This window comes from Streptomyces sp. NPDC059851 (assembly GCF_042732005.1).
Lineage (GTDB): Bacteria > Actinomycetota > Actinomycetes > Streptomycetales > Streptomycetaceae > Streptomyces.
The window spans coordinates 1-20,016 of the sequence record NZ_JBHWJJ010000002.1 but is presented as its reverse complement, the minus strand read 5'-3'; the positions used below and the strand labels follow the sequence as shown (position 1 = coordinate 20,016).

Here is a 20,016-nt window from a genome sequence, read left to right as displayed (position 1 = left end):
TCAGGCGGTGAGCGGCGCGCCCTGCGCCTGGATCGCGGTGATGGCCACGGTGGTGACGATGTCCTGCACCAGTGCGCCGCGCGACAGGTCGTTGACCGGCTTGCGCAGCCCCTGGAGGACCGGGCCGACCGCGATGGCGCCCGCCGACCGCTGCACGGCCTTGTACGTGTTGTTGCCCGTGTTCAGGTCGGGGAAGACCAGCACCGTCGCGCGGCCGGCCACCTCGGACCCGGGCAGCTTCGTCGCCGCGACCGAGGGCTCGACGGCGGCGTCGTACTGGATCGGGCCCTCGACGGCCAGCTCGGGGCGCTGCTCGCGGATGATCCCGGTGGCCTTGCGCACCTTGTCGACGTCCGCGCCGCTGCCCGAGCTGCCCGTGGAGTACGAGAGCATCGCGATCCGCGGCTCCACCCCGAAGGCGGCCGCGGTCGCCGCCGACTGGACGGCGATGTCGGCGAGCTGCTCTGCGTTCGGGTCCGGGTTGACGGCGCAGTCGCCGTACACGAGCACCTGGTCGGCCAGGCACATGAAGAAGACGGAGGAGACGATCGAGGCGTCGGGCTTCGTCTTGATGATCTCGAAGGCGGGGCGGATGGTGGCCGCGGTGGAGTGCACCGACCCGGAGACCATGCCGTCGGCCAGGCCCTCCTGCACCATCAGGGTGCCGAAGTAGTTGACGTCGGTCACCACGTCGCCCGCCAGCTCGACCGTCATGCCCTTGTGGGCGCGGACCGCCGCGTAGTACTCGGCGAACCGCTCCCGCAGCGGGGAGGTCGCCGGGTCGATGAGCTGCGCGCCCGAGACGTCGACGCCCAGGTCGGCGGCCTTCTTCAGGATCGCCTGCTCGTCGCCCAGCAGGGTCAGGTCGCAGACCCCGCGGCGCAGGACCACGTCCGCCGCGCGCAGCACGCGCTCCTCGGTGCCCTCGGGGAGCACCACGCGGCGGCGGTCGGCGCGGGCCCGCTCCAGGAGCTCGTGCTCGAACATCATCGGGGTGACCCGCTCGGAGCGGGCCAGCGCCAGCAGCCCGCGCAGCTCGGCGGTGTCCACATGGCGTTCGAACAGGCCGAGCGCGGTCTCCAGCTTGCGCGGGGTCGCGGAGTTCAGGCGGCTCTGCAGCGAGAACAGCTCGGCGGCGGTCGGGAAGCTGTTGCCGGCCACCGACACCACGGGCGTGCCCGGCGCCAGCTTCGAGGCCAGCGCGAGGATGTCGTCCCCCGGGCGCTCGTTCAGGGTCAGTAGCACGCCGGCGATCGGCGGGGTGCCGGAGGCGTGCGCGGCGAGCGCGCCGACGACCAGGTCGGCGCGGTCCCCGGGGGTGACGACCAGGCAACCGGGGGTCAGCGCGTTCAGGAAGTTGGGCAGCATGGCGCCGCCGAAGACGAAGTCGACGGCGTCGCGGGCGAGTCCCGCGTCGTCGCCGAGGAGCACCTCACCGCCGAGCGCCCGGGTGATCTGGGCGACGGTCGGGGCGGCCAGGGACTTGTCGTCCGGCAGGACGTAGCAGGGCACCGGCAGGCGGGCGGCCAGCCGCTCGGCTATGGAGTCCCGGTCCTCGGCGGCCACCCGGTTGACGACCATCGCGACGACGTGACAGCCGAGGCTCTCGTACGCGCGGTGGGCGTTGCGGGCCTCGGCGCGCACCTCCTCCGCAGCCCGCTTGGTGCCGCCCACGACGGGAACGACCACCGCGCCGAGCTCGTTGGCGAGGCGGGCGTTGAGGGCCAGCTCGTCGGGGAGGTTCGTCTCGGCGTAGTCCGTGCCGAGGACGAGCATGACGTCGTAGTCGCGGGCCGCCTCGTGGTAGCGGTCGACGAGCCGGGAGACGAGCTCGTCGGTCCCCTTCTCCGCCAGGATCGCGGACGCCTCGCGGTACTCCATGCCGTACGCCGTCGAGGCGTCCTGCTCGATCCGGTAGCGGGCCCGCAGCAGCTCGAAGAGCCGGTCCGGCGCATCGTGCAGCAGCGGCCGGTAGACACCGACCCGCGCCGTCTGGCGGGTCAGCAGCTCCATGATCCCCAGCTCGACGACCTGGCGGCCGTCACCCCGGTCGATACCGGTCACATACACGCTGCGCGTCACGCGTGATCTCCGTCCCTGGTGCGAAAATTTCCCCGATAGGGTGGCCTTGACCTCTTGACAATACCTCCGTCGATGGCTAGGGCGCCCCCCGGGCGAACGGCCCGTGCGGGAGGGCCGAACGGCCTGACGGGAGAGCGTCACGGGGCGCGGGGCCGACCGGGCCCGTGGAACAATCGGACAAGCCTCACGATGTGACCAGGAGCAGGAGACACAGGACGATGCGTATCGGAGTTCTCACCGCAGGAGGCGACTGCCCCGGCCTGAACGCCGTCATCCGGTCGGTCGTGCACCGTGCGCTGGTCGGGCACGGCGACGAGGTCATCGGCTTCGAGGACGGCTTCAAGGGGCTCCTGGACGGCCACTACCGCCCCCTCGACATCAACGCGGTCAGCGGCATCCTCGCCCGCGGCGGCACCATCCTCGGCTCGGCCCGCATGGAGCGCGCCCGTCTCCACGAGGCCGCCGAGAACGCCAACGAGCTGGCGGAGCGATACGGCCTCGACGCGCTCATCCCGATCGGCGGCGAGGGCACGCTGACCGCCGCCCGGATGCTGGCGGACGCCGGGATGCCGGTCGTCGGGGTGCCCAAGACGATCGACAACGACATTTCCGCCACCGACCGCACCTTCGGCTTCGACACCGCCGTCACCGTGGCCACCGAGGCCATAGACCGCCTCAAGACCACCGCCGAGTCGCACCAGCGCGTGATGGTCGTCGAGGTGATGGGCCGGCACGCCGGCTGGATCGCCCTGGAGTCCGGCATGGCCGGCGGCGCGCACGGGATCTGCCTGCCGGAGCGCCCGTTCGAGGTGGACGACCTGGTGAAGATGGTGGAGGAACGCTTCGCCCGCGGCAAGAAGTTCGCCGTGATCTGCGTCGCCGAGGGCGCGCACCCCGCCGAGGGCTCCATGCCGTACGAGCGGGGCGCGATCGACCAGTACGGACACGAGCGCTTCGCCGGCATCGGCAACCGGCTCGCCATCGAGCTGGAGCACCGCCTGGGCAAGGAGGCCCGCCCGGTCATCCTCGGCCACGTCCAGCGCGGCGGCGTCCCCACCGCGTACGACCGGGTCCTCGCCACCCGCTTCGGCTGGCACGCGGTGGAGGCCGTGCACCGCGGCGACTTCGGCAACATGACGGCCCTGCGCGGCACCGACATCGTGCTGGCCCCGCTCGCCTCGGCCGTCACCGAGCTGAAGCGGGTCCCGGCGGACCGCATGTACGAGGCCGAATCGGTCTTCTGACCGTTCCCCGCCGGCCTTCCCGCTACTGGCTCCCCCCTGCCGGGGTTCCCGCTGCTGGCCTTCCCCCTGCCGGCCTTCCCGCCCCCTGCCGTTCCCTCCGTCGCCCCGCCCCGCACGCCGCCCCCGCAGGCACCGCCCGCGGGGGCGGCGTCGCGCCGTGCACACCGAGAGTTATGATCCGCTCCGGGGGTTGGGTGGTTGCCGAGTCGGTGGGACGGGTCGGTCCGTGATGTCCGGACCCCGTCATCCGATGGCCATTGCTCAAGGGAAAGGTGCCCGGCTCCGTGGCGACCACTACCGTTCCGAGACCCCGCGAAGCCGGGGCAGGCGCACCGCACGAGGGCGGGATCCCGCCCGCACCCGGACGTCGGTGGACCGTGCTGGTTGCCGCCGTCGCCGCGTCCTGGGCGCTGCCGCTGCTCCTCCACGCGCTCGGGGCGGACCTCGTCCTGGTCCCCGTCCTCCTGGTCGCGACCGCCAGCCTGATCCGGGTGGGCGGGGTGCTCCTCGACCGCCTCGTGGCCGCGGCCCTCATCCTCTGCGGGGCCGTGATGGGCCTCGGCCTGGTCTTCTCGCTCTGGCCGTGGGGGCTGGCCCCCGTGCCCGGCGGGGGAGTCCTGCTGACCCTGGTGACGGTCGCCGGCTGGCTGGCCCGCCGCCGGCCGAGCCTCCCGCTGCGCCTGCGCGGCTCGGACGCGCTGGTCGCCGGCACCGTCGCGGTGGTGTGGCACTACATGCACCACCCGGTGGCCGGCAAGTCGTCCGTCGAGCGCCTGGCCTACTTCGTCACCGCCGAGGACCGGCTCGGCCACTTCTCGTACTTCGACGGGATCCGCCACGTCGGGGGCTACGCCTTCCTCCACCAGGAGGCTGCCAGGACGTACATGATGACCCCGGCCGAGGCGGTCTACCCGCAGGGCTCCCACTTCCTGCTCGCCTGGCTGGACGGCCTGGTGACCTCCTCCGCCGGTGGCGGCTCCGCCCTCGACGCGACGCACCGTTACCTCCTCTACGTCATCGCCGCCCATGCGCTGTTCTGCGGCGCTCTGGTGTGGGCCGCGCGCTGGATCGGCGGCCCCCGCCTGCGCGGCTGGCGCGCCGCCGCGGTCTGCGCGACCGTGGCGGCCGTGGTGGTGTCCGGCTCCATGTCCCAGTTGGTGGAGCGGGGCTTCGATTCCGAGATCATCGGACTGCTGTTCCTCGCCGTCGCCCTGGCCCTGCTGGTGCGGCCCGCGATGGGGCGGGCCGAGTTCGCGCTGTCGGCCGTGGCCGGGCTGATCGCCGTGACCTTCGTCTACAACCTCTACGGCGCGCTCGTCGGCCTCGCCCTCCTCGCCGTCCTGATCGTCCACCGACAGCGGTTCGCCCCGCGCCGCCGCCTGCTCCTCGGCGTCCTGGCCGGCGGCACGCTGGTCGCCGGCCTGCCCAGCGTGGCCTCCGTGCTCACCAAGCTGGACGTGGCCAAGACGTCCAACCTCGCCGGCCCGATGGTCATCCCCGACCGGCCCGTGTTCATCGGGTGCGGGCTGCTCGCCCTGCTGGCCGCATCGCTCCCGGTCAACCGTCGCACGGGCACCGGACGGCTGGTCCTGTCCCTCGTCCTCGGCACGACCGCGGTCGTCGGCGGCTTCGGGCTGTGGCAGAAGCTCACGATCGGCCAGTACGCGTACTACTTCGAGAAGCTGACCGCGGCAGCCCTCGTCGTCGCCCTGATCTCCGTGGGCCTCATCGGGACGATGCTGCCGCCCGCCCCGGAGACCTCGCCGTCGAAGCTGCGCCGGCGGGCAGGCCTGCTGCTGCGCTCCGGCCTCGCGGGCGCCGCCGCGCTCGCCTTGTTCGGCAGCGTCCAGTGGGGGGTTCCGTCGGGCTGGGGCCACCCTTCCGCCTGGTACGACACCTCCATGCTCAAGTGGGCCCGGGGCGAGGGCAAGAGCGACATGGGCCCGCCCGCGGCCGCCCTGACCGGGCGCGACCTGGAGGGCGTCGACTCGCCGGTGATCGCCCTGTACAGCAACGACTCGTACCTGAACCTGAAGTCCACCTTCCTCGCCCAGGCGCTCACCCACCGCGTCGGCGCCATGGTGGGGCTGTACGAGGTCTTCCACGTCAAGATCGGCGGCCCGAAGCCGGTCGACGAGAAGGAGTACCAGACCTCCCTGGGCCGTCTGAAGACGGCCATCGCCTCCTGCCCGGCCCCGCCGACCGTCCTCGTCGGGGACCAGGGGACGGCCGAGCGGCTGAAGCGGGACCTCGCCGGCACGCCCACCGCTGCCGTGGTGTACGCCCCGCTGCGCTAGCCGGCGGACGGCTGCCCCGGGGCGGAGGCGTAGGACCAGAAGCGGTCGACGATGGTCGCGAGGAACTCGCGGCCCGCGTCTCCCGCGCCTGCGCCGCCCGCGGCCCCGCCCCAGCCGAGGGTGGCGACCATGGTGGCCTGGTAGTCCGCGTGCAGCCGCTCGACCACCGGCTCCAGGCGCTGCCGGGGCACCGGCAGGAGTTTGGCCAGCGGCTTCACGTACGCCTGCCAGCGCGTGGTCACCGCACTGCGCAGCAACTCCGCCAGCTCCTCCTGCTTGCCGGAGGCCGCCACGAACTGGGCCAGGGTCAGGCCGAGGACCTGCGCCAGGGCCACGGACTGGCGTTCGTTGCCCTTCCAGCGCCCGGAGTCCTCCATCTTCTGGTACGAGCCCGTGTCCAGGCCGATCCGGCGGGCCAGCTCGTCCGCGGGCATGCCCCGGGCCAGCCGGTGCTCCCGCAGGGTGACCGGTTCGGCGAGCAGCTCGCCGGGCGCGCACCACAGCACGCCGGCGAGGGCGGTCAACTCGGCGGCGGTCGGTGTCCTCTCGCCGCGCTCCCAGGCCATCACGGTCTCGGGTTCGACGATCAGTCCGTACTGCGCGCGCAGACCGTAGGCGACGTGGCCGGGCGCCATGCCCAGGGCCGCGCGGAGGCGTCGCGCGGCGGGGGCATTGAAGGGTGGGCTGGATTGCACAGGGCACACCGTAGGAGCGACGGGGGCGTGGCGACTACAGACTGTTCAAACAAGCCCACAACTCGTAGGAATGTCCGATGGAGTTCGGGGTATTGGTCCGGATTTCCGGCGACCGTCCGGTAATCGGACGCGCTCCTGGTGCCGTGATCAGCGTACGGTTCCGCCCGGCCCGTGCGACACCCCTCCACTCGATCTTCACCGATTCCCCTCGCCCGCCCTGAACCGGCCGTCGCCCCCGTACGTGATCCATAACGGGGCCCTCGTATACGGGGGTGGCGAGGGCCCCGCCCCCGCCCCGTCCCCCACCCTTGCCTTGACGTCCGCGTCAAGGCTTACGTTCGGGCCATGCGCATCGGCGAACTGGCGGAGCGGGCCGGAACCAGCACCCGGACCCTGCGGTACTACGAGTCTCGCGGGCTGCTGCCCTCCCGGCGGTCTCCCAACGGCTACCGCACCTACGACGAGGACGACCTGCGGCTGCTCCGCCAGATCCGCACACTCCAGGACTTCGGCTTCGACCTGGAGGAGACCCGCCCGTTCGTCGAGTGCCTGCGCGCCGGCCACCCCGCCGGGGACTCTTGTCCGGCGTCCCTGGCCGTGTACCGGCGCAAGCTCGCCGAGCTCGACGCGCTGATCGGCCGGCTGGCCGAGGTACGGGAACAGGTCGGGCGGCAGCTCGCCGAGGCCGAGCGGGCGGCCGCCGAAGGGGCCGGCGGTGCCGCCGTCCCGCGCTGTGAGATGACCGGTTGAAAGGGGAGAGGACCATGGTGCACATCGCCGGAGTCACGGAAGTGACCGATGCCGACTTCGAGAAGGAGGTGCTCGCCGAGCGGGGTCTACCCGTCCTCGTGGAGTTCACCGCGGACTGGTGCGGCCCCTGCAGGCAGCTCGCCCCCGTGCTGTCCGCCGTCGCCGCCGAGACGGCCGGCCGGCTCAAGACCGTGTGGATCGACGCCGACACCAACCCGGAGGCCGTCGCCCGTTACGGGGTGCTGTCCCTGCCGACCCTGTTCGTCTTCCGCGCGGGCGAGCCCGTCGCGCAGTTCATCGGGGCACGGCCCAAGCGCCGCCTGCTCCAGGAGCTCGAAGGGGTGATGGAGCAGGCGGCGCTCGCGGCGCCGGCTACGGCCTGAACCAGACCGTGGCCAGGGGCGGGAGGGTCAGGCGCAGGCTCGCCGGGCGGCCCTGCGCCGGCTCGCGCTGCGGCCGCAGCGGCGCAAGGTGGCGGATCCCGCTGCCACCGTAGACTTCCAGGTCCGTGTTGAGGACCTCCCGCCACACGGGAACCTCCTCCGGTACGCCGATCCGGTAGCCGTGCCGCACCACCGGCGAGAAGTTCGACACGCACAGCAGCTGCGAGCCGTCGTGTGCGTACCGGAGGAAGGCGAAGACGTTGTCGTCCGCCGCGTCCGCCTCCACCCAGGCGAAGCCCTCGGGCACGCTGTCCCGCTCCCACAGGGCGGGCGCCGCCGCGTAGGCCCGGTTCAGGTCCCGGACCAGGGTGCGCACGCCCTGGTGGTCGGCGGCCGCCGGATACGACGGGTCCAGCAGCCACCAGTCCGGGCCGTGGGCCTCCGACCACTCCGCCCCCTGCGCGAACTCCTGCCCCATGAACAGCAGCTGCTTGCCCGGGTGGGCCCACATGAAGCCCAGGTAGGCCCGCTGACCGGCCCGCTGCTGCCACCAGTCGCCGGGCATCTTCGACACCAGCGCGTGCTTGCCGTGCACCACCTCGTCGTGCGAGATCGGCAGCACGTAGTTCTCGCTGTACGCGTACACCATCCCGAAGGTCATGTCGTGGTGGTGGTACTTGCGGTGCACCGGCTCCTTCTGGACGTACCGCAGGGTGTCGTGCATCCAGCCCATGTTCCACTTCAGCCCGAAGCCGAGCCCGCCCGCGTCCGTGGGCCGGGTGACCCCGTTCCAGGCCGTGGACTCCTCCGCGATCGTCACCACGCCCGGACAGCGCCGGTACACGGTCGCGTTCATCTCCTGGAGCATCGCCACCGCGTCCAGGTTCTCCCGCCCGCCGTGCTCGTTCGGCGCCCACTGGCCCTCGCCGCGCGAGTAGTCCAGGTAGAGCATCGAGGCCACCGCGTCGACCCGCAGCCCGTCGATGTGGAACTCCTGGCACCAGTAGACGGCGTTGGCGACGAGGAAGTTGCGGACCTCCTTGCGCCCGTAGTCGAACTCCAGCGTCCCCCAGTCCGGGTGCGACGCCCGGCGCGGGTCCTGGTGCTCGTACAGCGGCCGCCCGTCGAACTCGGCGAGCGCCCAGTCGTCGCGCGGGAAGTGCGCCGGCACCCAGTCGAGGATCACCCCGATCCCCGCCCGGTGCAGCGCGTCCACGAGCATCCGGAACTCGTCCGGGGTGCCCATCCGCGCGGTGGGCGCGTAGTACCCGGTGACCTGGTAGCCCCAGGAGCCGCCGAAGGGATGCTCGGCGATCGGCATCAGCTCCACGTGCGTGAAGCCCAACTCCTTGACGTACGGCGGGAGCTGCTCCGCCAGCTGCCGGTACGAGAGCCCGGGCCGCCAGGACGGCAGGTGCACCTCGTACACCGAGAACGGGGCCTGGTGGACCGGGCGGGCGCCGCGCGCGGCCATCCAGCGGCCGTCGCCCCACTCGTACCGGGACCCGGTCACGATCGAGGCGGTGGCGGGCGGGGACTCCGTCCGCCGGGCCATCGGGTCGGCGCGCAGGGTGTGGCTGCCGTCGGGCCGGGCGATGTCGTACTTGTAGAGCGCGCCCTCGCCCACGCCCGGCAGGAACAGTTCCCACACCCCGGACGCGCCGAGCGAGCGCATCGGGTGGGCGACCGGGTTCCAGTAGGAGAAGTCCCCCGCGACCCGTACGCCCTGCGCGTTGGGCGCCCACACCGTGAACCGGGTGCCGGTGACGCCCTGGTGGACCATCGGCCGGGCGCCGAGCGCCGTCCACAGCTCCTCGTGCCGGCCCTCGCCGATCAGGTGCAGGTCGAGCTCGCCGAGCGCGGGCAGGAACCGGTACGGGTCGTGCACCTCGATCTCGTCGTCCTCGTACGCCACCAGCAACCGGTAGTCCGGCACTTCGGCCAGCGGCAGCAGCCCGGAGAACAGGCCGTCGCCCTCGTCGTGCAGCTCGGCCCGCAGCCCCTTGGCGACGAGGGTGACCGTCTTCGCGTACGGGCGCAGCACGCGGACGGCCACCCCGCCCCGCAGGGCGTGCGCGCCGAGCACGGCGTGGGGGTCGTGGTGGCGGCCTTCGAGCAGCCGGGCCCGCTCTTCCGCACCGAGTGCGGGCCCCGGCCGCACCCCGTGCGGCGGGGCGGCGGCGGCCCGGCGGGCCCGTGGCGTGCGGGACTTGCGGGCGGGCCCGGCTTCGGGGGCGGGCCCGGCTTCGGGGGCGGGCTCGGCCGCGGTCGGCGCTCTACCCGCGGCGACGGGCGGGGCTGCGGTGCGGACGGTCGGTGACGGCTGTCGTGCGGCGCTCACGCGAGCGGCCTCCTCGGGGGCTTCGGGTGGGGGTGGGGGGTGGGGGTGGAGCCGGGCTGCGGCGGGGGCGGCGGCATGCGGCGGGCCGGCCGCTCGCGTTCGGCCAGGCGGCGGATGGCCGCCATGGGGACGTGCAGCCAGTCGGGGCGGTGCCGGGACTCGTAGCGCGCCTCGTACACCGCCTTGTCGGTTTCGTACGCGCGCAGCAGGACGGGGTCCTCGCGCGGGTCGCGGCCGGTGGTGCGGGCGTAGCCCTCGCAGAAGGCGGCCCGGCAGGCGTCCGCCCAGGCGGGGGCGAAGGGCCGGTGCGAGCGGGCCGCGTAGTCGAACGACCGCAGTATCCCGGCGATGTCGCGCACGGCGGGTTCGGGGCGGCGGCGGTCGGCCAGCGGCCGGGCCGGCTCGCCCTCGAAGTCGATCAGGGCCCAGCTGCCGTCGGCGGTGCGCAGGGTCTGGCCCAGGTGCAGGTCGCCGTGGATCCGCTGGGCGGGCACCCCGCTGCCGCGGGAGGAGGCGGCCAGGGCGTCGAACGCCCCGCGCAGCCCGGTCTCGTAGGGCCGCAGCGCCGGTACCTCGCGGGCCGCGGCCGCCAGCCTGGCCGTCATCCCGGCGGCGAGCCGGGCCGTCTGCCCCGGGCCGAGGGCCAGGGTGGGCAGGGCGGTGGCCAGCGCACTGTGCACCTCGGCGGTGGCCCGGCCCAGGGCGTGCGCTTCGGAGGTGAAGTCGGCTCCCGCGCCGAGCCGGCGCAGCGCCAGCTGCCAGCCGTCGTCGGAGCCGCGCAGGTACGGCTGGAGCACCCCCAGGGTCAGCGGCTCGGGGCGGCCCCGGCCGCCGCGCGGGCCGGCGGGCAGGTCGGCCTCGTACCAGGCCACGGGTGCCGGGACGCGGGTGCAGCCGGCGGCGGCCAGCGCCCTGGGCAGTTCCAGGTCCGGGTTGACGCCGGGGCCGACCCGGCGGAACACCTTCAGGATGTGTGAATCCCCGTAGATGAGCGAGGAGTTGGTCTGCTCGCCGGACACCGGCCGGGGAGCGGCCTCGGCGGGGATGAGGGCGTCCGGGTCCCGGTCGAAGCGGAGCGGACCGTGGCTGCCCGGGGTGCGCAGCCGCTCCAGCAGCAGCGTGGCGAGCCGCGGATCGCCCAGTCCCTCGTACACGGCGTGGCCGGCGTACGGGCCCTGCTCGGCGTTCCCGATCAGGGCGGGGGCGAGCGCGGGCGGCAGCGGCGCGGGGCGCACCCCGAGCAGCAGCTGGTAGCAGTCCGTGGCCCCGTCGGCGCAGTCCACGCCGGCGAGCAGGTGCAGCAGGGCGGGAGTGACCCCGGCCGGCAGCAGCTCGACGGCGCTGACCAGGCGGAGCCGGGTGATCGCGCGCCCCTTGCCGGCGAACCAGCGCTGCCGCGGCAGCCACGAGCGCAGCATCGGCTCCAGCGGTCCGAGCGGGACGGCGGCCGGACTGCTCTGGCGGCTCCGGGCGGATGCAGCCTCCGACATGGCGTCGTCCTTTCCCCGGGCCGTCACAGAAATGCGCAGAGTGTCCCGGATGGCGAGGGTTGCTGTCCGGTGGTGGGTGGTGTCGGGTCAGCGTGGTGCGTGGTGCGTGGTGCGTGGTGCGTGGTGCGGTGGTGCGGTGGTGCGTTTGCGGGGGAGGGCACGGGACCCGTTCGGCGCCGCCCCCGCGGTGCCCCGGGCCCGGCCTGCTCCGGTGTGTGCGAGGAGGCAGGGCGGGCCGGAGGGGCGGGGGCCCTACTCGCGCCGCAGGCGGAACCAGTAGAAGCCGTGCCCGGCGAGGGTGAGCAGGTACGGCCACTCGCCGATCGGCGGGAAGCGCACGTCGCCGGTGAGCTCCACCGGTACGCGCCCGTTGAACGCCCGCAGGTCGAGCTCGGTGGGTTGGGCGAACCGCGAGAAGTTGTGCACGCACAGCACCAGGTCGTCGCCGTACTCGCGGAGGAAGGCGAGCACCGCCGGGTTGGACGACTGGAGTTCGGTGTACGAGCCGAGGCCGAAGGCCGGGTTCGCCTTGCGGACCTCGATGAGCCTGCGGGTCCAGTGCAGCAGCGAGGAGGGCGAGGACATCGCGGCCTCGACGTTGGTGACCCGGTACCCGTAGACCGGGTCCATGATGACCGGCAGGTTCAGCCGGCCCGGATCGCAGGAGGAGAACCCGGCGTTGCGGTCCGGGGTCCACTGCATCGGCGTGCGCACGCCGTCGCGGTCGCCCAGCCAGATGTTGTCGCCCATCCCGATCTCGTCGCCGTAGTAGAGGACGGGGGAGCCGGGCAGGGACAGCAGCAGGGCGGTGAACAGCTCCATCTGGTTGCGGTCGTTGTCGAGGAGCGGGGCGAGCCGGCGCCGGATGCCGATGTTGGCCCGCATGCGCGGGTCCTTGGCGTACTCGGCGTACATGTAGTCGCGCTCTTCGTCCGTGACCATTTCGAGGGTGAGCTCGTCGTGGTTGCGCAGGAAGATGCCCCACTGGCAGCGCTCGGGGATCTTCGGGGTCTTGGCGAGGATCTCGGAGACCGGGTAGCGGGACTCTCTTCGCACCGCCATGAAGATGCGCGGCATGACCGGGAAGTGGAACGCCATGTGGCACTCGTTCCCGCCCTGTTCGTAGTCCCCGAAGTAGTCGACGACGTCCTCGGGCCACTGGTTGGCCTCGGCGAGCAACACCGTGTCCGGGTAGTGCGCGTCGATCTCCGCCCTGACCCGCTTGAGGAACCGGTGGGTGGCCGGGAGGTTCTCGCAGTTGGTGCCGTCCTCGGCGAACAGGTACGGCACGGCGTCGAGGCGGAAGCCGTCGATGCCGAGGTCCAGCCAGAACCGCAGCGCCGACATGATCTCCTCCTGCACCGCCGGGTTCTCGTAGTTGAGGTCCGGCTGGTGCGAGAAGAAGCGGTGCCAGTAGTACTGCTTGCGGACGGGGTCGTACGTCCAGTTCGAGGTCTCGGTGTCGACGAAGATGATGCGGGCGTCCTGGTACAGCTTGTCGTTGTCGGCCCACATGTAGTAGTCGCCGTACGGCCCGTCCGGGTCCTTGCGGGACTGCTGGAACCACTCGTGCTGGTCGCTCGTGTGGTTCATGACGAAGTCGATGATCACCCGCATGCCGCGCTGGTGCGCGGAGTCCACGAACTCCACGAAGTCGGCGAGGTCGCCGAACTCGGGGAGGACGGAGGTGTAGTCGGAGACGTCGTAGCCGCCGTCGCGCAGCGGCGAGGCGAAGAACGGCGGCAGCCACAGGCAGTCCACGCCGAGCCACTGGAGGTAGTCCAGCTTCGCGGTGAGCCCCTTGAGGTCCCCCACCCCGTCGCCGTTGCTGTCGTGGAAGGAGCGCACGAGGACCTCGTAGAAGACCGCCCGCTTGAACCAGTCGGGGTCGCGGTCCTGGGCGGGGGTGTCCTCGAAGGTGTCGTGGACGGGATCGTTGATCATCATGTGGTGGGTGACCCTCCGGTGGGCGGGGACGGTCGCAGAGCGGTGAGAACGTGCGCGGGCGTGCGACCCGGCTCTAGGCGCACGTAATTCGCCCTGCCCCAGTGATAGGTCTCGCCGGTGAGCTCGTCGCGCACCGCGAGGGACCCGTGCCAGTCGAGGCCGAGTACCGGCATGTCCAACGAGACCGTCGCCTCCTGGGTGTGGTGCGGATCGAGGTTGACGACCACCAGTACGGAATTGGCGCCCGCGTGCTTCGAATAGGCGATGACCTGGTCGTTGTCGGTCGAGTGGAAGTGGATGTCGCGCAGTTGCTGCAGCGCGGGGTTCCGGCGGCGCAGCCGGTTGAGCGTGGTGATCAGCGGGGCGATCGAGCGGCCCTCGCGCTCGGCGGCCTCCCAGTCGCGCGGTCGCAGCTCGTACTTCTCGGAGTTGAGGTACTCCTCGCTGCCCTCCCGGACCGGGGTGTTCTCGCACAGCTCGTACCCGGCGTAGACGCCCCAGGTGGGGGAGAGGGTGGCGGCGAGGACGGCACGCACCTCGAAGGCGGGGCGGCCGCCTTTCTGCAGGTAGGCGTGGAGGATGTCCGGCGTGTTCACGAAGAAGTTCGGCCGCATGACGGAGGCGGACCGGGTGCCGGACAGCTCGGTGAGGTACTCGGTGAGCTCCGCTTTGGTGTTGCGCCAGGTGAAGTACGTGTACGACTGCTGGAAGCCGATCGCGGCGAGCGCGCGCATCATGGCGGGGCGGGTGAAGGCCTCCGCCAGGAAGATCACATCGGGATCGGTCTTGTTGATGTCCGCGATCACCTTCTGCCAGAACACGACCGGTTTGGTGTGCGGGTTGTCCACCCGGAAGATGCGGACGCCGTGGTCCATCCAGTGGCGCAGGATCCGCACCGTCTCCCCGACGATGCCGGCCATGTCGGCGTCGAAGTGGATCGGGAAGATGTCCTGGTACTTCTTCGGCGGGTTCTCGGCGTACGCGATCGTCCCGTCGGGGCGGTGACTGAACCACTCCGGGTGCTTCTCCACCCACGGGTGGTCGGGCGAACACTGGAGGGCGAAGTCCAGCGCGATCTCCAGGTCCAGGCCACGGGCGCGGGCGACGAAGGCGTCGAAGTCCTCCAGCGTCCCCAGGTCCGGGTGGACCGCGTCGTGGCCGCCCTCCGGGGAGCCGATGGCCCACGGCACCCCCGGGTCCCAACTGGCCGCGGACAACGTGTTGTTGGGTCCCTTGCGGAAGGTGGTCCCGATGGGGTGGATCGGCGGCAGGTAGACCACGTCGAAGCCCATCGCGGCGATGGCGGGCAGCCGTTCGGCAGCCGTCCGGAACGTACCGCTCACCGGTTTCGCACCCGGCTCGACCACGGCCCCCTCGGACCGGGGGAACATCTCGTACCAGGAGCCGAACAGGGCCCGCTTGCGCTCCACCAGCAGCGGCTGGGCCTTCACGGCGGTCACCAGCTCCCGGTACGGGCGCCGGGCCAGCGCGGCGTGCGCCCTCGGTTCGCGGGAGGCGGCGTACCGCTCGTCGACGGGGCGGTCCTCGTCGCGCATCGCGGCGGCGGCGGCCAGCACGTGCTCGCGGCCGTCCCTCTTGAGGATCTTGGCGGCGGCCCGCTCGTACAGCTCGGCCCCCTCCAGCAGGGTGAGCCCCGGGTCGATGCCGGCCGGGATCTTCACCGCGGCACGGGCCCGCCAGGTGGCCAGCGGGTCGCTCCACGCCTCCACGGTGTAGGTCCACCGGCCCTCGGTGTCGGCGGCCATGCGGGCGCCCCACCGGTCGGTGCCGGGCGCGAGCTCGTGCATCGGCACGGCGGGCCGCAGCCGTCCCTTCGGGTCGCGGAGGAGGACGTGCGCGGCGACCGCGTCGTGGCCCTCGCGGAACACGGTGGCGGTCACCTCGAAGACCTCGTCCACCACGGCCTTGGCGGGTCTGGCCCCGCAGTCGGTGGCGGGGAGGACGTCCAGGACGGGAATACGACCGATCATGATGGGATCACCTGGGGGCAGTTCGCGGGGCTCGGTGTCAACGGGCCGGCCGGGAGGCCGGCAAGTGGTGCACGCTCTGTCGGCTCTGTTTCTAGCCGCTCGGAGGACGGCTGGGCTGCGGGCATGGCCGCTCCTGTCCGCGTTCACTCGGGTGGCGGGAGAGGGGTGGGCGAGGTGTGCCGTGCAGGTACGCGGGGAGCCCTTCCCACTCTCGCCCGACCCAATCCGCGTGCTTGGTTAACTACTCGTACGTAGTGGCGCCGCGCCGACCAAGAAGAGGCCGGGCTTCCGCCGAGGCTCCGTCAAGTCCGTCTGCACTACCGGATGTACCGCCCAACACACCCGTCCCATCGGACACTTGTGTGCACTCGTTCGAGGTACGAACCAACCGAAGCGCCCCATCCCGCCCAGGGTGGACGACGGCCGGAATCGCACTCGCCGTCGCCGGTTTCCCGCCGTTGTGCGCAGGGCACCCCGGACCCCGGCACCGTGTCCCCACCACCGGTCGCTCCGAGGAGCGGGTGCGTCCCGCGCGAAGTGACAGGGAGACCCGAACGACACCATGGGCGGGTACCTGGACCGTGGCGCCCACGAGGTCCAGGACGGCCTGAGCCAGGCGTGGGTGTACACCAACCAGCCGTGGGCTCCGGCCGGGACCCCGGTCCAGGTGAACACCTTCTCGAACAGCAACTGGCCCATCCAGATGAGCTACGAGGTGGACTTCGGCGACGGCACCACCGGGCAGCACTTCGACCTGACGGACTTCCGGCACACGTACGCCCGCCCCGGCGACTACGAGGTGACGGTCACCGTCCGGGACTCCAAAGACGCGACGTCCACGGCCACCCGCAACGTGAAGGACGTGAAGGTCGACTACGCGCCGTCCGGGTACGTCGCCACCGAGCCGTTCCGCCTGCTGGACACCCGCACCACCGGCCCGCCCCTGCAGGGCGGTGCACCCGCGCCGGTGGTCCTGCCCGTCGGCGTGGCCGGCCCGGACCGCGTCCACTCCGGCGGCATGGCCGCCGCCGTCCTCAACGTGACCGTCACCGGCGCCACCGAGGACACCCACCTCAGCGTGTGGCCGTCCGGCCAGCCCCGCCCTGCGACCTCGAACGTCAACGTCCGCGCGGGCGGGACCTCCTCCAACACGGTCACCGTTCCCGTCGGCGCCGACGGCAAGGTGCAGGCGCAGCTCAACTCGGGCAGGGCCGCGCTGGGCGGCGGGCAGACCCGTACCGTCAAGGTCGCCGGTGTGCACGGCATCCCGGCGGACGCGACCGCGGTCGCGCTGAACCTGACGGGCACCGGTGCCGGAGCCGAGGCGCACGTGATCGCCTACCCCGACCCGGCGAAGCGGCCGGCGACGTCGAACCTGAACGTGGAGCCGGGCAAGGACAAGTCGAACCAGGCGATCGTCCCGGTCGGCCCGGACGGCACGATCACCCTGTTCACCAACACCGGCTCCACGCACCTGGTGCTGGACGCGGTCGGCTGGTACGGCAAGGGCGGCCAGGCCCTGTTCGCCCCGGCCGTCCCGCAGCGGCTCGCGGACACCCGCGCCACCGGCAAGCCGGCTCCCGGTGCCACGACCACCGTCGCCGGCATGCCCGCGGGCGCGATCGGTGCGGCCTTCAACGTCACCGCGACCGGGTCCACCGGCCCGGGCTTCCTCACCGTGTACGCGCACGGGTCCGCCCGGCCGGAGGCCAGCAGCCTGAACACCCTGCCCGGGGAGACCGTTCCGCACCACGTGACCACTCCCGTCGTCGACGGCCGCGTGACCGTCGCCAACAGCCACGGCGGCAGCACGCACGTGATCGCCGACCTGCTGGGGTTCTTCACCCGGCCCTGACCGGCGGTCCGTCGCAGCAGACCGGAGCCGTTCGAGGGAGAGCTCGCGGGGCACGGGCCGTCCGCCGCAGCACGGTGGCAGCCGGAGCGGGGCCGCGGCTAGCCTTCCGGGGGTGTTGCGCGGTCGCACAGCGTGGTGCGGCCGCTCCGATCCGCACTTGCCTGCGAAGGTGGAACGCGTGAAGGCAATTCGTCGATTCACCGTACGCCCCGTACTCCCCGAACCGCTGCTGCCGCTCGCCGACCTCGCGCGCAACCTGCGCTGGTCGTGGCACACGGAGACCCGCGAACTCTTCCAATCCGTCGACCCCGAGGGCTGGCAGGCCGCAGGCGGCGACCCCGTCCGCCTGCTCGGCTCCGCATCCGCCGGCCGCCTACGGGAACTGGCCGGCGACCGGCGGTTCCTGCGCCGGCTCGCCGTCGCCGCCGCCGACCTCGACGACTACGTCCACGGTGCCAGGTGGTACCAGACCCACGACGGCGGGACCGACCTCCCCGCCGCCATCGCCTACTTCTCGCCCGAGTTCGGGATCACCGCCGCCCTGCCCCAGTACTCGGGCGGCCTCGGGATCCTCGCCGGGGACCACCTCAAGGCCGCCAGCGACCTCGGTGTCCCCCTCATCGGCGTGGGCCTGCTGTACCGGCACGGCTACTTCCGCCAGTCCCTGTCCCGGGACGGCTGGCAGCAGGAGCACTACCCCGTCCTCGACCCCAACGAACTCCCCCTGTCCCTGCTGCGGGACGCCGACGGGGCCCCGGCCCGCGTCACCCTCTCCCTGCCCGGCGGCCGCGTCCTGCACGCGCACATCTGGCAGGCCCGCGTCGGCAGGGTCCCGTTGCTGCTGCTCGACTCGGACGTCGAGGACAACGACGGCGGCGCCCGCGAGGTGACCGACCGGCTCTACGGCGGCGGCAGCGATCACCGTCTGCTGCAGGAGATGCTCCTCGGCATCGGCGGCGTCCGGGCCGTACGGACGTACTGCGCGCTCACCGGCCACCCCGAGCCCGAGGTGTTCCACACGAACGAGGGACACGCCGGCTTCCTCGGCCTCGAACGCATGAGGGAACTCGACGGCGAGCACAGCCTCGGCTTCGACGCCGCCTTGGAGGCGGTCCGCGCCGGAACCGTGTTCACCACCCACACCCCGGTGCCCGCCGGCATCGACCGCTTCGACCGGTCCCTGGTCGCCCGCCACTTCGGCCCCGGCGGCGAGCTGGACGGCGTACCCGTCGAGCGGATCCTGGACCTGGGCGCCGAGTCCTACCCCGGCGGCGACCCCGGGGTGTTCAACATGGCGGTGATGGGGCTGCGCCTGGCCCAGCGCGCCAACGGCGTCTCCACCCTCCACGGGGCCGTCAGCCGCGGCATGTTCGCCGGCCTGTGGCCGGGCTTCGACCCGGCGGACGTGCCCATCACCTCCGTGACCAACGGGGTGCACGCCCCGACGTGGGTCGCCCCCGAGGTGGTCCGGCTCGGGGCACGCCAGATCGGCGCCGGCCGCACCGAGGACGCCCTCTCGGTGGGCGGGTCCCAGCGCTGGGACGCCGTCGCCGACATCGCCGACCAGGACGTCTGGGACCTGCGGCGGGGCCTGCGCGAGCAGCTGGTGCTGGAGGTCCGCGAACGGTTGCGGGCCTCCTGGCGCCAACGCGGGGCCGCCGACGCCGAACTCGGCTGGGTGGACTCCGTGCTCGATCCGGACGTCCTCACCATCGGCTTCGCCCGCCGCGTCCCCTCGTACAAGCGGCTCACGCTGATGCTGCGCGACCCGGAGCGGCTGCGCCGACTGCTGCTGCACCCCGAACGGCCCGTGCAGATCGTCGTCGCGGGCAAGGCCCACCCCGCCGACGACGGCGGCAAACGGCTGGTGCAGGAGCTGGTCCGGTTCTCCGACGACCCGCGGGTGCGCCACCGGATCGTGTTCCTGCCCGATTACGGCATGGGCATGGCGCAGAAGCTCTACCCGGGGTGCGACGTCTGGCTGAACAACCCGCTCCGACCGCTGGAGGCGTGCGGTACCAGCGGGATGAAGGCCGCGCTCAACGGCTGCCTCAACCTGTCCGTGCTCGACGGCTGGTGGGACGAGTGGTTCGAACCCGACTTCGGCTGGGCCATCCCGACCGCCGACGGGCTCGGCGCCGACGAGGAACGGCGCGACGACCTGGAGGCGGCCGGTCTCTACGAGCTGATCGAGGAGCGGGTCGCTCCCCGCTTCTACGACCGCGCCGACCGCAGCGGACTGCCGGTGCGGTGGATCGAAATGGTCCGTCGCACCCTCGTCTCCCTGGGCCCCAAGGTCCTCGCCGGGCGCATGGTCCGCGAGTACGTGGAGCGGCTGTACGCCCCGGCCGCCCGCGCCCACCGGGCACTGGACCCCGCGGCGGCCCGTGACCTGGCCTGGTGGAAGGGCCGGGTCCGGGCCGCCTGGCCCCAGGTCGCCGTCGAGCACGTGGAGGCGCTGGCCGCGGCTCCCGTGAACGGCACCGCCGAGCTGGGGGCCACCCTCACCCTGCGCGTCCGGGTGGCGCTGCACTCGCTCGCACCCGAGGACGTGGAAGTGCAGGCCGTCGCCGGCCGGGTGGACCCGCAGGACGTGATCCGCGACGGGCGGCCCTTCCCCCTCAAGCCGGCCGTCGGGCCGGACCTGGAGGGACGCTGGGTGTACGAGGGCCCGCTCGCCCTCGACCGCACCGGGCCCTTCGGCTACACCGTGCGGATCCTCCCCTCGCACCCGATGCTGGCCTCGCCGGCCGAGCTGGGGCTGGTCGCCGCCCCCGTGCACACCGACGCGGGCGGCGAGGGCGGCCCGCAGGGCGGCGTACTGCTGCGGTAGCGGCCCGGCAGGGCCCCTCGGCAGGGGCGGGCGGTCGGGGGCAACGCCCCAAACCCCCCCCCGACCGACCCCCGGCGCCCCCAGGGACTGGCAACAGTCTCTATTAAA

12 protein-coding genes are annotated in these 20,016 nt (G+C 72.7%); 6 read left to right on the top strand and 6 right to left on the bottom strand.

All coding sequences use genetic code 11. The features are described from left to right. Positions 1–2,082 carry a phosphate acetyltransferase gene (pta, locus tag ACFV7Q_RS00670; RefSeq protein ID WP_385422060.1) on the bottom strand — a complete coding sequence of 694 codons (2,082 nt, stop codon included), beginning with the start codon at positions 2,080–2,082 and terminating at the stop codon, positions 1–3. A 218-nt stretch (positions 2,083–2,300) separates the two neighbouring features. On the opposite strand from pta, the gene ACFV7Q_RS00665 reads away from it, so the two are divergent. Then, positions 2,301–3,326 (top strand): ATP-dependent 6-phosphofructokinase, encoded by a 1,026-nt coding sequence (locus ACFV7Q_RS00665; protein ID WP_385422058.1) that lies wholly within the window; start codon positions 2,301–2,303, stop codon positions 3,324–3,326. Positions 3,327–3,610: 284 nt separating this feature from the next. After that, positions 3,611–5,623: a hypothetical protein gene (locus ACFV7Q_RS00660; RefSeq protein WP_385422056.1), complete on the top strand. Its 2,013-nt coding sequence runs from the start codon at positions 3,611–3,613 to the stop codon at positions 5,621–5,623. Here the strand turns inward: ACFV7Q_RS00660 and ACFV7Q_RS00655 are convergent. Continuing rightward, the gene (locus ACFV7Q_RS00655; protein WP_385422054.1) at positions 5,620–6,327 is read right to left on the bottom strand and encodes a helix-turn-helix domain-containing protein; all 708 of its coding nucleotides are present in this window, start codon (positions 6,325–6,327) and stop codon (positions 5,620–5,622) included. The two genes, ACFV7Q_RS00660 and ACFV7Q_RS00655, sit on opposite strands and share 4 nt — an antisense overlap. Positions 6,328–6,663: 336 nt before the next feature. Between ACFV7Q_RS00655 and ACFV7Q_RS00650 the strand changes: the two genes are divergently transcribed. Beyond that, positions 6,664–7,068: a MerR family transcriptional regulator gene (locus tag ACFV7Q_RS00650; protein ID WP_385422052.1), complete on the top strand. Its 405-nt coding sequence runs from the start codon at positions 6,664–6,666 to the stop codon at positions 7,066–7,068. A 14-nt stretch (positions 7,069–7,082) separates the two neighbouring features. After that, the gene (locus ACFV7Q_RS00645) at positions 7,083–7,451 is read left to right on the top strand and encodes a thioredoxin family protein (protein WP_385422050.1); all 369 of its coding nucleotides are present in this window, start codon (positions 7,083–7,085) and stop codon (positions 7,449–7,451) included. Here ACFV7Q_RS00645 and glgB read toward each other — a convergent pair. The 4 genes from glgB to ACFV7Q_RS00625 form a co-directional block, all read right to left on the bottom strand. Then, entirely contained in the window at positions 7,441–9,792 is a 2,352-nt protein-coding gene (gene glgB, locus ACFV7Q_RS00640) for a 1,4-alpha-glucan branching enzyme (RefSeq protein ID WP_385422048.1), read from the bottom strand. The two genes, ACFV7Q_RS00645 and glgB, sit on opposite strands and share 11 nt — an antisense overlap. After that, the gene (locus ACFV7Q_RS00635; RefSeq protein WP_385422046.1) at positions 9,789–11,282 is read right to left on the bottom strand and encodes a maltokinase; all 1,494 of its coding nucleotides are present in this window, start codon (positions 11,280–11,282) and stop codon (positions 9,789–9,791) included. Before ACFV7Q_RS00635 ends, glgB begins: the two co-directional genes overlap by 4 nt. Before the next feature lie 252 nt (positions 11,283–11,534). Next, positions 11,535–13,229 carry a maltose alpha-D-glucosyltransferase gene (gene treS, locus ACFV7Q_RS00630; RefSeq protein ID WP_385422044.1) on the bottom strand — a complete coding sequence of 565 codons (1,695 nt, stop codon included), beginning with the start codon at positions 13,227–13,229 and terminating at the stop codon, positions 11,535–11,537. After that, positions 13,226–15,220: a maltotransferase domain-containing protein gene (locus ACFV7Q_RS00625; RefSeq protein WP_385422041.1), complete on the bottom strand. Its 1,995-nt coding sequence runs from the start codon at positions 15,218–15,220 to the stop codon at positions 13,226–13,228. The genes treS and ACFV7Q_RS00625 overlap by 4 nt, the downstream gene beginning before the upstream one ends. A gap of 562 nt (positions 15,221–15,782) precedes the next feature. Here ACFV7Q_RS00625 and ACFV7Q_RS00620 point away from each other — a divergent pair. Together ACFV7Q_RS00620 and glgP are read left to right on the top strand one after the other, a co-directional pair. Then, the gene (locus ACFV7Q_RS00620) at positions 15,783–17,075 is read left to right on the top strand and encodes a PKD domain-containing protein (protein ID WP_385422038.1); all 1,293 of its coding nucleotides are present in this window, start codon (positions 15,783–15,785) and stop codon (positions 17,073–17,075) included. A 178-nt stretch (positions 17,076–17,253) separates the two neighbouring features. Beyond that, positions 17,254–19,908 carry an alpha-glucan family phosphorylase gene (glgP, locus tag ACFV7Q_RS00615; protein ID WP_385422036.1) on the top strand — a complete coding sequence of 885 codons (2,655 nt, stop codon included), beginning with the start codon at positions 17,254–17,256 and terminating at the stop codon, positions 19,906–19,908. Positions 19,909–20,016: the final 108 nt, after the last annotated feature.

What these genes read in the sequence shown, in the direction of transcription:
- ACFV7Q_RS00665 (WP_385422058.1), top strand. Translation starts at nt 2,301, where the DNA reads ATGCGTATCGGAGTTCTCACCGCAGGAGGCGACTGCCCCGGCCTGAAC.
- ACFV7Q_RS00650 (WP_385422052.1), top strand. Translation starts at nt 6,664, where the DNA reads ATGCGCATCGGCGAACTGGCGGAGCGGGCCGGAACCAGCACCCGGACC.
- ACFV7Q_RS00645 (WP_385422050.1), top strand. Translation starts at nt 7,083, where the DNA reads ATGGTGCACATCGCCGGAGTCACGGAAGTGACCGATGCCGACTTCGAG.
- ACFV7Q_RS00635 (WP_385422046.1), bottom strand. Translation starts at nt 11,282, where the DNA reads ATGTCGGAGGCTGCATCCGCCCGGAGCCGCCAGAGCAGTCCGGCCGCC.
- treS (WP_385422044.1), bottom strand. Translation starts at nt 13,229, where the DNA reads ATGATGATCAACGATCCCGTCCACGACACCTTCGAGGACACCCCCGCC.
- ACFV7Q_RS00625 (WP_385422041.1), bottom strand. Translation starts at nt 15,220, where the DNA reads ATGATCGGTCGTATTCCCGTCCTGGACGTCCTCCCCGCCACCGACTGC.
- ACFV7Q_RS00620 (WP_385422038.1), top strand. Translation starts at nt 15,783, where the DNA reads ATGGGCGGGTACCTGGACCGTGGCGCCCACGAGGTCCAGGACGGCCTG.